General features: G+C 43.0%; 13 protein-coding genes. 8 read left to right on the forward strand and 5 right to left on the reverse strand.

Annotation, left to right across the window (positions count from 1 at the left end; genetic code table 11):
• The first annotated feature begins 320 nt into the window (after positions 1 to 320).
• Positions 321 to 1,877: a S41 family peptidase gene (locus JMW39_RS12575; RefSeq protein ID WP_227679520.1), complete on the forward strand. Its 1,557-nt coding sequence runs from the start codon at positions 321 to 323 to the stop codon at positions 1,875 to 1,877.
• A gap of 46 nt (positions 1,878 to 1,923) precedes the next feature.
• Here the strand turns inward: JMW39_RS12575 and JMW39_RS12580 are convergent, their stop codons facing one another.
• From JMW39_RS12580 to JMW39_RS12590, 3 genes are all read right to left on the reverse strand, one after another.
• The gene (locus tag JMW39_RS12580; RefSeq protein WP_201547045.1) at positions 1,924 to 3,651 is read right to left on the reverse strand and encodes a sigma 54-interacting transcriptional regulator; all 1,728 of its coding nucleotides are present in this window, start codon (positions 3,649 to 3,651) and stop codon (positions 1,924 to 1,926) included.
• Between the two features lie 126 nt (positions 3,652 to 3,777).
• Complete coding sequence (locus JMW39_RS12585) at positions 3,778 to 5,595, reverse strand: sensor histidine kinase (RefSeq protein ID WP_227679521.1); 1,818 nt, start codon at positions 5,593 to 5,595, stop codon at positions 3,778 to 3,780.
• A 98-nt stretch (positions 5,596 to 5,693) separates the two neighbouring features.
• Positions 5,694 to 6,329, reverse strand: coding sequence for a response regulator (locus JMW39_RS12590; protein WP_201547047.1), 636 nt, complete (start codon positions 6,327 to 6,329; stop codon positions 5,694 to 5,696).
• Between the two features lie 454 nt (positions 6,330 to 6,783).
• Here JMW39_RS12590 and JMW39_RS12595 point away from each other — a divergent pair, with 454 nt between their 5' ends.
• Both JMW39_RS12595 and JMW39_RS12600 read left to right on the forward strand, forming a co-directional pair.
• Entirely contained in the window at positions 6,784 to 7,887 is a 1,104-nt protein-coding gene (locus JMW39_RS12595) for a serine hydrolase (protein WP_201547049.1), read from the forward strand.
• An 81-nt stretch (positions 7,888 to 7,968) separates the two neighbouring features.
• Positions 7,969 to 8,640: a thiamine phosphate synthase gene (locus tag JMW39_RS12600; RefSeq protein ID WP_201547051.1), complete on the forward strand. Its 672-nt coding sequence runs from the start codon at positions 7,969 to 7,971 to the stop codon at positions 8,638 to 8,640.
• Positions 8,641 to 8,669: 29 nt separating this feature from the next.
• Here the strand turns inward: JMW39_RS12600 and JMW39_RS12605 are convergent, their stop codons facing one another.
• The gene (locus JMW39_RS12605; protein ID WP_201547053.1) at positions 8,670 to 8,999 is read right to left on the reverse strand and encodes a TraR/DksA family transcriptional regulator; all 330 of its coding nucleotides are present in this window, start codon (positions 8,997 to 8,999) and stop codon (positions 8,670 to 8,672) included.
• A gap of 397 nt (positions 9,000 to 9,396) precedes the next feature.
• Between JMW39_RS12605 and JMW39_RS12610 the strand changes: the two genes are divergently transcribed.
• The 5 genes from JMW39_RS12610 to ruvB all read left to right on the forward strand — a co-directional run bounded on the left by JMW39_RS12610 (position 9,397) and on the right by ruvB (position 14,678).
• Positions 9,397 to 10,611 carry a phosphoglycerate kinase gene (locus tag JMW39_RS12610; protein ID WP_201547055.1) on the forward strand — a complete coding sequence of 405 codons (1,215 nt, stop codon included), beginning with the start codon at positions 9,397 to 9,399 and terminating at the stop codon, positions 10,609 to 10,611.
• Positions 10,612 to 10,870: 259 nt separating this feature from the next.
• Complete coding sequence (locus tag JMW39_RS12615) at positions 10,871 to 11,257, forward strand: hypothetical protein (RefSeq protein ID WP_149488976.1); 387 nt, start codon at positions 10,871 to 10,873, stop codon at positions 11,255 to 11,257.
• Positions 11,258 to 11,734: 477 nt separating this feature from the next.
• Positions 11,735 to 12,772 (forward strand): class II fructose-bisphosphate aldolase, encoded by a 1,038-nt coding sequence (gene fba, locus JMW39_RS12620; RefSeq protein WP_201547057.1) that lies wholly within the window; start codon positions 11,735 to 11,737, stop codon positions 12,770 to 12,772.
• Positions 12,773 to 12,890: 118 nt separating this feature from the next.
• Positions 12,891 to 13,514, forward strand: coding sequence for a Holliday junction branch migration protein RuvA (ruvA, locus tag JMW39_RS12625; protein ID WP_201547059.1), 624 nt, complete (start codon positions 12,891 to 12,893; stop codon positions 13,512 to 13,514).
• A gap of 183 nt (positions 13,515 to 13,697) precedes the next feature.
• Positions 13,698 to 14,678, forward strand: coding sequence for a Holliday junction branch migration DNA helicase RuvB (gene ruvB, locus JMW39_RS12630; protein ID WP_149489571.1), 981 nt, complete (start codon positions 13,698 to 13,700; stop codon positions 14,676 to 14,678).
• A 118-nt stretch (positions 14,679 to 14,796) separates the two neighbouring features.
• Here ruvB and JMW39_RS12635 read toward each other — a convergent pair whose 3' ends face one another.
• Positions 14,797 to 16,245 carry an FAD-binding oxidoreductase gene (locus JMW39_RS12635; RefSeq protein ID WP_201547061.1) on the reverse strand — a complete coding sequence of 483 codons (1,449 nt, stop codon included), beginning with the start codon at positions 16,243 to 16,245 and terminating at the stop codon, positions 14,797 to 14,799.
• Positions 16,246 to 16,348: the final 103 nt, after the last annotated feature.

The raw sequence follows: 16,348 nt of genomic DNA on the forward strand, positions 1-16,348 counted from the left end.
TGGGTAAGATGTGTATAGTGTTTCATAACGTTCTGATATGTAGGAGTTGAAGTTTGAAATGCAACACGGCACATCTTACTCTTCAACTCATTCTTTTAAAACGTTGCACTTCTTATTTGAATCTAGGCCATATAATAACGTGATACTTCTAACAAAGTGATAAAAATAATAACCAAACCAATTTTTTTTGAGTGATTTCCTTTATGTGTCCTATTAGCTCCTTATCCTTATTGATGTTTAAAAGATTGTACAATCCAATGACGACATTATTGATGAGTTCTAACTCTCTTAGCTTTAAATTCTCTCTTAGCTTTAAATTTATGAGTTCGCAGTTATTAAAGCCAGCTATTCTCACAGGCTTATTGGGTTTAAGCGTTGTGAACATGTCTGCGCAAGCGGCTACTAACAATAATGGGAAAATAAATAATAAGGGCAAGAACCCTACCGCAAGTTTGCAATTAATCAGTCTAAATACAGATGATGTACCACTTGACGATGGTGCAGATGATTTGTCAGATATTGCCGATATGTTGGAATCTGCTGACCAAGTCGATGACTCAATAGATGCTGTGGCTGATGAAAGTGCTTTAAATGGTGAATCCAATGTTATAAATACAGACATTCCAGCAGAAGTTGCTCAGGTGTCATTAAATGCCATTTCTCCTGAAACCTTAAAAACCTTTGTTGCCGTCGTTGATTTGGTGCGCCGTGAATATGTTGACGCGGTAAAGGATGAAGAGTTATTTAACAATGCCATGAGTGGTATGTTGACCAAGCTTGATAGCCATGCTGAGTTTTTGGATGCAGAGGCTTACGAAAACTTACGTGCTTTTACCGAAGGCGATGTCGGTGATATCGGTATTAAAGTTCAGTATCAGCCAAAAGAGGGTTATTGGGTGATTACTGAGGTGATAGATGGCTCACCTGCTGATAAAAAGGGCATTGCCGTTGGGGATTATTTGCATCAAGTGGATGAGTTTAAGCTTGGTGAAGAGGAAGAAAATAATGATATCGAGCAACTACTGACAGGAATTGCTGGCACGCAAGTGGATGTGGTGACATCAAAAGCAGGTCGACGTAAACACAGCACGACTTTACAGCGCAATAACAATCATCCGCAAATTATTGAAACTCGGCTAGTTGACGGTATTGCAATTATTAGATTGCCCGCCTTTCAAAACAATAGCCGCGAGAAATTACTGCAAAGTTTGATTGAATTAGATGCGCCTATCACTGGAGTATTATTAGATATGCGTGATAATCCAGGTGGCGTATTGGCGTCGGCTGTAAGCGTTGCCAGTTTGTTTATGACTGATACCGATGTGGTACAAGTAAAAGGTCGCCAAAGTGATTCGCGCACGCTATCGACGCAAGGCGCAGCATTATTAGAAGCGTTGCCCGTGGTAGTTTTGCAAAATCGATATTCAGCATCCGCCGCCGAGGTATTAGCTAGCAGCTTGCAAGCGCAAAAGCGCGCTACTATCTTGGGCGAAGTCAGTTACGGCAAGGGCTCAGTACAGTCAGTCATACCGCTCAATGACGAGCAAGCGGTCAAACTGACGGTTGCCAATTATATGACCGCGCTAGGTAAAAAAATAGATGGAGTTGGGGTAGCGCCTGATGTGACTTTATTGGGTAATCAGAGTACATGGGAGCAACAGGCGCTTGATTTACTCAGGCAGCAGGCACTGCCGTCGGGTATTCGCTTTGTCCGTAAGGCACAGACAGAAAGCAATACTAAGCAAGATAAGTCTATTAAGAACGAAGCTATTAAGAATAAAGCTATTAAGAATAAAGCTATCAAAAAGAAAGTCACTCAAAACAATACGGTCATCGATCATGTGATTGAAAAACCAACTGCCAAAGATAAACTTTGATTGCAGTAGAGTTTAAATTAAGCCTGAGCTTTAACCTACTCTATATTTATGTTTCAGATTGATCTTCAGCAATCTCTAGCTTGCTCATGCGATAGCGTAACGAACGGAAAGTCGTACCTAATAATTCAGCAGCTTGGGTCTTATTCCAGTTTGTCTGCTTAAGAGCTGTAATGATAAGCCGTCTTTCCTGCTCTTGCAGATAATGCTCTAATCCTTGAGCGGGTAATTGACCAGCGGTCATATTTTCTGTATCCACTGGCTTAATTATACTTTCTTGCTCATCAGCTTTATTGTCTAAAGTATCCTCTAAATTACTAACCACCGAGCTATCAGCATCAGCAAGTTTTGCAGCATTTTCTGCTGAGCGCTTGCTCGCTGGGCTTGTATTCATTGAAGGATAATGCTGAGTCGTGGTTCGATAAGGATGTATATTGGCTTTTGTTTGTTGCGTGCTGTCTGTCTCTACGTAGCTTTTTATTGAATTATCTTTTATTGATTCCGCTACTGTGCTTTCATTTTGATTTGAAAAAGAAGCGTTCGAGAATGTCGCTTTATTAGCGCTAATATTTTGACTGGCAGAGGTTACCATTTCTTCATGATCGTCTAAATCAGGTAGACCTAAATGACTGGCATCGATAGTCGACGTTTCCGCTAAGGTTATCGCGCGCTCAAGGACGTTACGCAACTCGCGAACATTACCGGCAAAGTCATGATGTTGCAGGCGGGCGCAAGCAGCCTCAGTCAGTGAAGGCGGCGAATCCAGTTGCCATTCATCGGCGATGAGTGTCAAAAAGTGCTTGGCTAATACAGGAATATCATCACGCCGCGCGTTTAGCGTTGGTAGTTTAAGCTCAATGACATTGATGCGGTAATACAAATCTTGGCGAAAATTGCCCGCTTGAACCAGCTGATTCAAATCCTTATGGGTTGCCGACAAGATGCGAATATCGACCGGTAGTTCTTTGGTATCACCGATTGCTCGTACGGTTTTCTCTTGAATAGCGCGCAGTAATTTAACTTGCATCGCTAGTGGTAAGTCGGCGACTTCATCCAAAAATAGCGTGCCACCATTAGCTTGTTGAAACAATCCTTGTTTATCGGCAACAGCGCCGGTAAAGCTGCCCTTTTTATGACCAAAAAACTCCGACTCCATCAGCTCAGACGGAATCGCTCCGCAGTTGACCGGCACAAAGCTGCCATCTCGGCGCGGGCTCAAATCATGAATCAAGCGCGCAACCACTTCTTTGCCTGTCCCTGATGCACCCGATAAAAAAACCGGCGCTTGTGAGCGCGCCAATTTTAAAATGGTATTTTTTAGCGGGTGCATGACGGCTGAGTCGCCGATCAAGCGGCTATCGAGCATCTGCTGCTCAGGTGAACGCTCTGGTGTCAATTTGGCGGCATTATCTTGGTGAATAACCTTGAGAGCGCTTTCAACCAATTGACGCAAACGCGGCAGCTCAAGCGGTTTATTAACGAAATCAAAAGCGCCTAGCTTTAACGCCTCAATCGCCAAATCCATACTACCGTGTGCCGTAATCACCGCAATGGGCGTAGTTGAGCTGGTGCTAATATGCTTAACCAACTCTAACCCTGAACCATCAGGTAATTTTAAATCGGTTAAACAAAAGTCATAGTCGTTTTCTTGCCAATAGGCTTTGGCTTGCGACAAAGTATAGGCCACATCACTTTTGATGCCCATCTTGGTCAAGGTGATTTGCATCAAGCGGCATAAATCTACTTCGTCATCAACGACTAGTGCTGTTGTGGTCATACATCATCTCATTGTCTTCAAGTAATACAGGGTATCAAAAAATAATCTTAACGAGTCTTATTAATTGTCAATATTAGCGCTTATGGCATTCATAGGTATGCGTAATTATTCAGTAAGCGCTTTATCTCAGTTATTAATCGCTTCATTATGAATGGCGGGGGCAATCAATCGAAAGCAGGTTTTTTTATGTTCCGGAATATAAAGCAGGCGTGCGTGATTGGCCTCACAAAATGCTTGCGATAAATACAATCCCAAACCTGTGCCAGCTTTATCAGTAGTAAAAAATGGATTAAATAAGTGGCTTAAATCCGCCGTATTAACGCCGGCACCATCATCTAATATGTCAATTATAACATCGTTGTCAGCACAATAAATCTCGATTTCCACAACAGCATGAGGGTGAGCATAGCTACTATGACGTAAACCATTATTAATCAAATTAATAAGAATCTGCTCTAACTGGTGAGTGTCAAATGAGATGGTCGGCTGCGTCTTGATGTGTAAAAAAACATCGTGACCTTGAAAATAGTTAGCTAAAAATACTGGCATCCAATCAGCAAGGACAATCATTTTCTGGTTGGCGGTCTGCTGACGAGACAGCTTTAAGACATCTTCAATAATGCGATTGACGCGTTTTGTTTGCATGAATATTATTTTATAAAGTTCATGGTTGCCAGCCATCTCGTCAGTTGCGCTTGTATCGTCATGTGTTATTTGGCTTTCTTCAATATCTTCTATTAATAACTGACTGGCTTGGGAGATTGCGGCTAAAGGATTCCTTATTTCATGCGCAATGCTGGCGGTAAGCTGTCCTAATGATGCCAGTTTTAATTGCTGGGCACTGGCTTGTTCACGGCGTAAATCTTCTAATATGATAAGCTTGCTCTCATCTTTTAACGGGATGATTTCAACACGCAGCTTGCCAACGACGGAAACATTGGCAACGGCTGGTAATTCATAGATAAAAGTGCGAGACTGCCCAGTTTCTACGGATAAACAGGCATCAAATAGCTGTAGGTGCTGTTCGCGTACCTGCTGCTGAAAGTCAGGTAAGGTGTGGTCATCATTTTTGCTCGAGCCATTATTTGCGATATCGCTTGGCGAGCTGTTTAACCTATCGTTTGTATTAATAGCCTCTGTTATTGCTTGTAGAGAAGAGTTTGAAATGCTAAGCAGTTGATAGGCAGCAAGATTGGCTAAAACCACCTGCTTAGCATCAATAACGATGACCCCATTGGCCATTTGTGCAATGACTTCTTGATTAATCACGTTAAGGCGTTCGACTTCTTTGGCATGGCTGGCGGCTACTTTCTCAACCTGTACCAAGCGCTGCGAGATTGTCCAACTTAAACCACCCACTGCTAAAAAGCTGGCAGACATGAGCAGGGCATCGCCTAAATTTGTCAAATTCATGCTATTAGCGATAGCATAAAAAAACTGCTGATAGATAACAAAGATAATCGCAAGTAGGGTAATAATAAGCGCTTGCGAGCTATGCAGGAGCATAAAGCTGGCGGCAACCACCACCATATATAGCATGGTCAACTGCAAATCAGGCGCACCAGCAGTATAAAGCAGTAAGCTTAAAATAATGACATCTACCACTAAGCCAAAAGCCAGCTGTCGCCGTAAATGCTTGGTCACCACATAAAATAAACCAAGCAGAATTAAACTTAATAATACATAAAAGCTGAGCGCAGTTTGCTGTAAAAAGCTTGGTAATGAGGTGCCATCGCTAGCACGAGCTGTGATATAGACCATCAGCATAGAAAACAGGCTGACGACAAAGCGGTAGCTACTATATATTAAACCCAATCTGCGCAGCTGCGGCAACGGCAAGGTATCATCGCGCTGTAAATAATCTGTAATAGCGGCTACAAAGCTAGTAGCAGAGTTTTTAGATTTATTAAGATTTTCAGTTTGCATCTGCTTTAGCGGTTTCATAGGCTTTAATGTTTGATAAGCGTTAAGGTTTTTACTGACTTTAAAGCCTTTATAAGTTGGCCGTAATGAAAGCAGAAATGCTTAATGTGCTGATTGACTTACGGTTGAATAAGCCCATGGCGAATCGCCAAATGTGTCAGTTTCACATCACTATCAACATTCACTTTTTCATAAATGCGATAGCGATAGGTATTGATGGTTTTAACACTGACAAACAACTGATCAGCGATTTGCTGCGGACTTTGGCAGTTGACTACCATCATAGCGACTTGTTTTTCTCGGTCACTTAATAAGTCAAAAGGCGATTTAGCATTATCAGATAGTAGTACATCAGCCAGTTGTTCAGCGACGTCTTGGCTAAAATAACGCCCACCTTGATAGATTTTTTTCACCGCGCGTATCATCTCATCAAGCGGCGTACCTTTGGTAATATAACCATTGACGCCGGCTTTGATAAGCATGGAAGGATAAGGCTGCGCTGACATACTGCTGACCGCCAATATCTTAAAACCCATATCTAGCTGAACCAAGCGTTTGGTGGCTTCGAGCCCGCCAATATTTGGCATATTAACGTCTAGCAATATCACATCAGGACGCAGCTGCTTGGCCAGTTTAATCGCCATATCACCGCTATCTGCTTCGCCGACCACTTCGATATCGGCACTGTCTGCCAGCATACGGCTGATACCCATCCGCACCAAATCATGATCATCTACTACTAATACTCGAATCATCGTTATACTCTTTTCTATCGGTCAGAATAAAGGGTGCACTACTAATCTTAAGTTATTTGGATAATTTTAGTTAGTTCTTATATTAGCCGTTATATTAATTACTATAAATGTATCAGCTAACTATCAGCTAACAAAGGCACTCATATTAAGCCTCATATTTTAATATTAACTTTGCAATTAAGCACTTATAAGCTTAAGTGTAATGCTATATTGCGCCAATGTTAATAAATATTGCTGTAGTATAAAGTAAATGTAGTAAAATTTGAATGTGGCTAAAAAATGACATCTAATTGATTTAGTAGATTAAACTTAAATGCAAACCATGATACACTAAAAATACAAAAACTCTATGTGAGTATCTACAAACACATCCACAAACGCTACGTACGTGGTTGCAGTTAGTTAGTATGTAACTGATTTACTAACTAATGGCAGCGCGACAGCAGGAGGCATAATGAAGCAACTACCATTAACCAAACAGCAATTAATCGCTGCTATGATTTCTTTGAGTTTGGGCAGTGTCGCACAAGCCGCACTTACGATTAATGGTAGTTCTGGTTCAGAGTCTAATGCTCGTGTGAGCTGGGGCGGTGCCGACAACCTGTCTGAAGCTCGCAGTATCATGTACAAAGCCAATAATAGTAATAGCGGCTCTACGATAAAGAAAGTAGATAGCGGCTTTGGTACCACTAATATTACCAATACCAATAGTTTTGGCAGTAGTAATAATAGCTTTAACAATACTACCAATAATTATAATACTAGCTATCGTGGCAGTTTTGGTAGCAGCAGTATGATTCCAATCAGTACCGATTCGCGCAGTGTCGCGGTTATCGATGCGGAAACGGGCGAATCTATCTACGAAAAGGATGCTGATATTGCTCGTCCAATGGCCAGTATCACCAAAGTCATGACGGCGATGGTAGTGTTGGATGCTGGTCTTGACATGCGTGAAGAGCTTACTCTTGAGCCAGAAGATTTCGTCGGTCCTAAACGTGCCAGCTCAAACCTAAAGTCAGGCGACCGTCTAAACCGTGCTGAGATGCTGCTAATGGCATTGATGAAATCAGAAAACCCAGCCGCAAAAAGTCTATCGCGTAATTATCCAGGCGGTTATAGCGCTTTTATACGTGCCATGAACCGTAAAGCCCAAGACTTGGGCATGAGCACTGCCTTTTTCGGTGATCCAACGGGTCTTGATAAGCGTAACGTTGCTTCGTCAAATGATTTGGTCAAAATGGTTCGTGCTGCGGGTAACTACGATGTTATTCGTCGTTTTTCGACTACCAAAAGCTATGACTTTTACGTCTCTAACGCTTCAAGCGGCAACCGTACTTATAAAGCCAATAACACGAGCAGCCTAGTGCGTGATGGCAGCTACCCAATTGGTATCTCAAAGACAGGCTTTATCAATGAAGCTGGTCGTTGTGTGGTGATGGAAACACGTGTTAATAATCGTCCTGCGATTATTGTGATTTTAGGCGCGAACAGTTCAGCAACGCGCTGGGGTGATGCTAAGAACATTCTAAACAGCTTGGCGACTCGCCGTACAGTGTAAGCTTACTGCTTTAGTATTTATCAAAAAGGCTGTTATGCAATATAACAGCCTTTTTATTGTGTCGAATTTAGGAAAAATCATATGATTCAAGCATCGACTGCCAAACCAGCTCCAAAACTATACTTACTCACCAATGACGATGAGTTTGCGGTTTTATATCCTAAATTAGAAGCCGCATTAGCGACAGGATTAATAGCGCTATTACAAATCCGCCGTAAAAAAACCTTACAATCGGCAAATGGCGCAGCAGAGCTCTATAATGAAGCGGCGCAAATAGTGAGCTTGGCAAAAAGCCATCATGTCCCAGTTGTCATCAATGATGACATTGAGCTTGCCAAAAAGCTTGGTGTTGGGGTGCATTTAGGTCAGCAAGATGGTGATATTGATGATGCCAAATGTCATTTAAAACCTGAACAGACTATTGGTCGCACTTGTCATGGCGATGTGGATTTAGTCACAGAAGCCAAAAAAGAGGGTGCAAGTTATGCCGCGATGGGGGCGATTTTTGCCTCGAATACCAAACCGAACGCCAATGTTATCTCACGACAGCAGCTTATTGATGGCTGTCAGCAAGGGATTGATATTTGTGTGATTGGCGGCTTGAGCCCAGAGAATATTACTGAATTTTCAGGTTTGCCAATTGCTTATGTGGCAGTCGTTGGGGATGTTATGGACTTGCCTGTGCATCAAATTGCCGCTCGTTGTCAGCAATGGCAGCAGGCGCTTGATGCTTGGTATGCGCCTGCTAGATAAAAGGCTATTTTAATAGTAGCGATTGAGGGTTATTCAGCATGGTCCATGCAAAGCGTGGCGTAAGGTAATGCTTTTAAGCGTTGCGCTTCAATTTTCTCGCCGCAGACTTCGCATTCACCATAAGTGCCGTTTTCAATGCGGCTTAGCGCGTTTTCGACGTACATTAAGCTTTGACGGGCTTCGCCCATTAAATTTGTGCGCATATCGTTTTGACGATAAGAGATGGCTTGATCTTCCCAATGCTCATTGAGGTCATCTTGCGGGTTTTGAATATGGTCTTCGATTTTATTGATACGGGTTTCATATTCTTCTTTGAGCTTTAGTAGTTCTTGTTTAGCAGCTTTAAAGTCAATACTCATTGTATTCTCCTAATAGGTTATTTTTATTGTTGGGGTCATTTAATATGACTAGCAGTTTATTAGCACTAGCGACTTTTTTATAAAGGTTTGTTTTTATCATAAAAGCTCATTCCATCATAAACAGGCTAACGACTGAGTACCACCACGAAATGTTACTGATTTTTATTGAAAGCCCGCAAGTTTCTTTAGCAATAATCTTTTAAGCAAAATTTATATCAGCTTCGTTATGAGCATCTGCTAGAAAACTGCTAGAATACACCGCCTCAAATTCTTGCTTGGTCACTTTTTATAAAACCATGCATAAAAACAACCGATTAGACAATTTGATAGATATTTTTCAGCAATTCGTAAAAAGCCACACGGTAGATTAACCATAGATGATGCATAGGAGCAGGTAATGAATTTTTTGCGTATGAGTGAGCTGAGTTTAACGGATAAAGTGGTCTTGATTCGTGAAGACTTAAATGTGCCTATTAAAGACGGTAAAGTCACCAGTGATGCTCGCCTGCAAGCCAGTTTGCCTACCATTAAAATGGCGCTAGAAAAAGGCGCGGCGGTGATTGTTTGCTCACACCTTGGTCGTCCAACTGAAGGCAGCCCTGAGTCGATCTACTCGCTAGCCCCAGTCGCTGACTATTTGAGCGATAAATTGGCCGCGCAATTATCAAAGCCCGTTAGCCTAAGTAACGACTATCTTACTCAAGGTGTGGCGATCAAGGCAGGTGAGGTAGTACTGCTGGAAAACGTGCGCTTTAACAAAGGTGAGAAGAAAAACGATGCGGATTTGGCGCAGAAATACGCTGATTTATGCGATGTATTCGTGATGGATGCATTTGGCACCGCCCACCGTGCGCAAGCATCAACAGAAGGCGTTACTCAAGCCATGCATCAAGCGGGAAAAACAGCTTGCGCTGGACCTTTATTGGCGGCTGAGCTTGATGCATTGAGTTTAGCGCTAGAAACCCCAGCACAGCCGATGTTGGCAATCGTTGGTGGCTCGAAAGTATCGACTAAACTAGAAGTACTACATAGCTTGGCTGAAGTATGTTCACAAATTATCGTTGGTGGCGGTATTGCCAATACTTTCTTGGCTGCAAAAGGGCATAGCGTTGGCGCTTCTTTATATGAAGCAGACTTGGTTGAGACTGCTCGTGATATTATGAGTAAAACTGAGATTTTATTGCCAGAATACGTTGTTGTCGCTGATAAAAACGATATTGATTTTTCGGACTTCACGGGTTCATTACAGCAAGCTGCAGCAACCATCAAGTCTGTCGATGCGATTGGCGACACTGACATGATATTAGATATCGCCCCAGAGAGTGCTAAACAACTGGCTGATGCCATCATCAACGCAAAAACCATCTTATGGAATGGTCCAGTCGGCGTTTTTGAAGTCGATGCTTTTGGTCAAGGTACGCAAATCGTGGCAAATGCAGTTAAAGACAGCCAAGGCTTCTCGATTGCTGGCGGCGGTGATACCTTAGCAGCTATTGATAAATATCAAGTGGCTGATGGGGTCAGCTACATGTCAACGGGTGGCGGGGCGTTCTTAGAATTTGTAGAAGGTAAAGTTTTGCCCGCCGTCGCTGCTCTACAGATTAGTGAGTAACTCCTTAACGATACTTAGTAGATGAGTAACATTAGCCGTACAACCTAGCCCCAATATCTAAGGTAGGCTGTAACGATAATATCGTGGCTACTATTCTTATCTTATTGTTTTAAGTACGATAAGCAGGAATTGTCATTGATTATTATTAAGTAGTAATTATTTGTTTCTATACTGAAAATTGTTATTGCATGTCTAATTTGCACTCTATAAAATAGCGCAAATCATGTATTTGACATGCTTTATTTACGAGAGGTTTATTATGTTAAAACGCCATTTGTTACTTGCTAGCGTACTTGCTGGTACTTTTGCAATCACTGCATGTAGCCAAGAAACACAAGATAAAACGGCTGCTGCTGCTGATTCTGCTGCTGAAGACACTGCGGCCAATACTGAAGAAGCTGCTGCTAAAACCGAAGCTGCTGCTGCTGACGCTGAAGTCGCTGCACAAAATGTTGGTGCTGACATTGCAGATAATGCTGAAACAGCCGGTGCTAATGCTACGACTGCGCTAGAAAACACGGGTGAAGCGGTTGTAGTAGGCGCAAATGAAGCCGTTGCCAATACTGCTGGAGTGGTTGCCGATGGCGCATCTGCTGTTGAAGATAAAGCCAGTGAAAACGCAGTAGAAGCAGAGCAGCAGTACTAATTAATTGCTAAGCAGTTATATTACTTTAATAACTAACTTGCATTAATAGCGCTTTAATTAATAGCTATTTTATAATCCCTCAAAATACTAAAAAAGCTTTGGTGATGACCAAGGCTTTTTGCATTTTATAAATTCATCATTTATAGCATTCTTTTCGATTTGTTTTTTCTGTCCTATCAAATGTTATAAAAGCTTTACTTTTTATTTTACTAGGCAAAAAGTTAAGCAGCATGAATAAGCGGTAAGCCTAAACAGTTAAATCAATCAGCTCAAGAAATAGTCGCGCAACCGCTACGAAGCATGGGCAAAATTTGCTATAATCAGCGTGTGATGAATACTAGCAAAAATCCTGCATTTTTATTGCTCGTTCTATGACGTCGCAACTATCCTTAATATAGTGTGACAGCGATTATAGGGCAATTGCTACCCTCTATCATTTACAAGCATTTATTTTAAAATCTAATCAGAGAGCGTCTTATGGCCTTAATATCTTTACGTCAACTTTTGGATCATGCCGCTGAACACAGCTATGGTGTCCCTGCCTTTAACGTCAATAACTTAGAGCAGATGCGTGCCATCATGATGGCAGCCGACGCCTGTGACTCACCTGTCATCGTTCAAGCCAGTGCGGGTGCACGTAGTTATGCAGGATCCGCGTTTTTACGTCATCTGATTATTGCCGCTATCGAAGAGTGGCCACATATTCCAGTAGTGATGCATCAAGATCATGGTATGTCACCTGCTATCTGCCAGCGCTCAATTCAGCTTGGCTTCTCATCAGTGATGATGGACGGCTCGCTCGGTGAAGATGGTAAAACGCCCATGGACTATGACTATAATGCTAGCGTAACTCGCGAAGTGGTCAAAATGGCACACGCGTGTGGCGTCTCTGTAGAAGGCGAAATTGGTTGTTTGGGTAGTCTTGAGACCGGTATGGCAGGCGAAGAAGATGGTTCTGGCGCAGAGGGTGTATTAGACCACGAGCAGCTATTGACCAGTGCTGATGAAGCTGAGCAGTTCGTTAAAGATACCAATGTTGATGCGTTGGCCATTGCTATCGGTACCAGTCATGGTGCTTATAAATTCACGCGTCCACCGACAGGTGATATCTTATCAATTGAGCGCGTAAAAGAGATTCATGCTCGTATTCCTAACACCCATCTGGTCATGCATGGCTCATCATCAGTGCCGCAAGAATGGCTCAAAGTCATCAATGAAAACGGTGGTAACATCGGTGAGACTTATGGTGTGCCGGTTGAGCAAATCGTTGAAGCGATTAAGCATGGCGTACGTAAGGTAAATATCGATACCGATTTACGTTTGGCATCGACGGGCGCAATCCGTAAATTCCTTACAGAAAACCCAAGTGAATTTGATCCACGTAAATACTTTAAAGCTTCTATGGTAGCGATGTCAGATATCTGTACCAATCGCTTTGAGGCTTTTGGTTCAGCAGGTCAAGCACACAAGATTCGCCCAATCAGTCTTGAAGATATGGTCGATTTTTATAAATAAGCTTGTCGGCAGGATATGCTTATTTAATGATAGTAGAGCCGCTTATTTTTATCGCAGGTTCTATAAGTAGTTTCTATATTTATGTTTTATATTTAGTTTCTATAAAAGGTGGTGGATGATGATAGGATTGATTAGCGGACAGGTGCAGTATTTGATGGCACCGACTGCCTGTGTCATGACCACCTCTGGTGTGGGCTACGATATAGAGCTACCGCTACCGTCATTTTGCCAGTTGCGTCTCAACGAGCAGGCGAGCATTTGGACGCACTTTCATGTGCGTGAAGATGCGCAGCTGCTTTATGGCTTTATCGATCGTAAAGAGCGTGATGTCTTTCGCCAGTTGATTAAGATTAATGGCGTTGGCGCAAAAATGGCGCTGGCGATGTTATCGGCGATGTCAGCTGCTGAGCTAAAGATGCATGTCGAGCAAGAGTCAGAAACTGCATTGACGCGTATCCCAGGCATTGGTAAAAAAACGGCGCAGCGTTTATTGATTGAGCTTAAAGACAAGCTGAAAAATATCGAAGTTGATAACAGTAATTCAGAATTTGCGATTCAGCCTGCGCCCGTTTCTGTCGAAGGCAGTATCGTCGCTGAGGTGGAAGGTGCGTTGATTAGCTTGGGCTATAAAGAAAGAGAAGCGCAGCAAGCCATTAAAGCTGCTAAGAGTAATGGCGATACGTTTGCAGATACACAGAGCTTGTTAAAAGCTACCCTGCAGCAGTTTCAAAGTTTTAAGTAACGGTATTTTTATAACAAAGCAGTGATTAAAAAGTGAATAAAAATAAGCGACATTAGATGTCGCTTATTTTCGTTTTAGGCGGTGCTTAATGATGTTTCGCATGACTTATGCGTGGCGTTTGGTTATGCTATTTATTACTTAATCTTTTAAAATAATGATTTAAATATAATGATAAAACCTATGATGCAAGATCGTTTGATTAATCCGCTCGAAGGCGATGGTGATGCGCCTGATTCTAATATTCGACCGGCATTATTGGCTGAATATATTGGTCAGCCAGCGGTACGTGAGCAGATGGAAGTCTTTATTGGTGCAGCACGCGGTCGGGGCGAGGCATTAGACCATACGCTGATTTTTGGCCCACCAGGCTTGGGTAAAACCACCCTTGCCAATATCATTGCTCGTGAGATGGGTGGTAACCTGCGTTCTACCTCAGGGCCTGTGCTTGAGCGCCCAGGTGATTTGGCAGCGATGTTGACCAATCTAGAAGAGGGTGATGTACTCTTTATCGATGAAATTCATCGCTTGAGTTCGGTCATTGAAGAGATACTGTATCCAGCGATGGAAGATTTTCAGCTCGATATTATGATTGGTGAAGGGCCAGCGGCGCGTTCTATCAAGCTTGATTTACCGCCCTTTACCTTGGTTGCGGCAACCACGCGAGCAGGACTGCTGACTTCGCCATTACGTGATCGTTTTGGTATCGTGCAGCGGCTAGAGTTTTATAATATTGCTGACCTGACAACTATTGTTAGCCGTGCCGCACGCTTGATGCGTGTACCGATGAGTGAAGATGGCGCGGTGGAAATTGCTCGCCGTGCGCGTGGTACGCCAAGGATTGCCAATCGTTTATTACGCCGTGTGCGCGATTATGCTGAAGTGAGAGGTGATGGTAGTATCAATGGAGCGATTGCGGGCAGTGCGCTAGATATGTTGGCAGTTGATAGACGTGGTCTGGATCACTTGGATAGACGTTATATTGAGATATTGCATGAGCGTTTTGATGGTGGTCCTGCAGGTGTTGAAGCAGTAGCGGCAGCGATGGCTGAAGATAGAGGTACGCTTGAGGACGTGATTGAGCCGTACTTGATTCAACAAGGTTATGTGCTGCGTACTGCACGTGGTCGTGTATTGACCCAGATGGCGATTGATCAGATGTTATAGTGTTAAAAACTAACATAGCAAACATAAAAAATGCGTCTACGTTTAATTAAAAAATTAAAGGCAGGCGCATTTTTATTTTAAGCGTGAGTACGATTTTTTATTGCTATAAAGCTTTCTATTACTGAACATTGTTAATGTTTAAAGAAGTCTCAGGCCATATTTTTCCTGGATTTAAAATATTTTTTGGATCAAGTGCTGATTTAATCGCTTGCATCATCACCAAAGCATTACCGTGCTCTTGCTGCATATATTCTTGCTTGCCTTGTCCAATACCATGCTCACCAGTACAGGTGCCATCCATCTCAATTGCACGCGATGCAAGGCGGCTGATAATACCGTCGGCTGTGGCGACTTCTTCAGGGTTATCGGTATCGACCAATAATAAAACATGAAAGTTACCATCACCTACATGACCGACGATAGGTCCAATCATACCAGAAGCTTCGATGTCTTTTGCTGTCTCACTGACGCATTCTGCTAAGCGTGAAATGGGCACGCAGGCATCAGTGGATAAAGCACTGGCTTCAGGTCTGAGAGCGGAGCTGGCATGATAAGCGTTATGCCGTGCTTGCCACAGACGTTTGCGCTCGGCTTCATTGGTGTCCCAAGCAAAATCCGTACCGCCGAATTCTTCGATGATATCAGTAAAGATTTGCGCTTGTTCAGCGACGCTGGCTTCTGTGCCATGGAATTCTACAAATAAGGTAGGCGTTTCAGTCAAATTGAGGTTGTCATATAGGTTACACGCTTTAATTTGCATCGTGTCGAGCAGCTCGATACGAGCAATTGGCAAGCACATTTGAATGGTCAGCATCACTGCCTGACAGGCATCTTCAATCGTTGGGAAGTGGCAAATACCGCTACCTATACACTCGCTAATACCAAATAGTTTGAGCGTGACTTCGGTGACGATACCAAGCGTACCTTCTGAACCGATCATCAATCGCGTCAAATCGTAACCAGCAGCAGACTTTTTGGCACGCGTGCCGGTGCGGACAATATCACCACTCGCGGTCACCACTTCAAGCGCAAGTACCACATCTTTCATCGTGCCATAGCGGACAGCATTAGTGCCGGACGCACGAGTAGCGACCATGCCGCCGATACTGGCATTGGCGCCAGGGTCTATGGGAAAGAACAATCCTGTATCGCGCAAATAATGATTGAGCTGCTCACGTGTGACGCCGGGTTGTACGGTTACCGTCAGGTCTTCATTATTAACCTGTAATATCGCATCCATGGCATGCATATCAATAGATAATCCGCCATAGGGCGCGTTTAATTGACCCTCTAAAGACGAGCCAATACCAAAGGCAATGACTGGCATTTGATACTGATTGCAAATCTCAACGGCCGCAGCAACCTCGTGTTTATCCTGTACTGTCAATACCGCGTCGGGTGGCTGGTTGGGAAGCCACGTCATGGTATGACCATGCTGCTCACGTATGGTTTGATTAAGGCTAAGTTGCTTACCAAAGCGTGTTTGCAAAGCGGCAATAGCGTCACTATGATTTGGTTTTACTGAACCATGAGGCTGAGAAGGCGATAAAGATGATATGGTCGACATAGATAAATTCTCCATATAAGACATGTTTTTAATCAATAAAAGAGATATCAAATAAGATAAAAAGTTAAGCTCTAATTCATTTTAATTGTCGTTAAAGGAAAAT

The sequence above is a fragment of the Psychrobacter immobilis genome (assembly GCF_904846175.1).
In the GTDB taxonomy this organism is placed as follows: Bacteria; Pseudomonadota; Gammaproteobacteria; order Pseudomonadales; family Moraxellaceae; genus Psychrobacter; species Psychrobacter immobilis_E.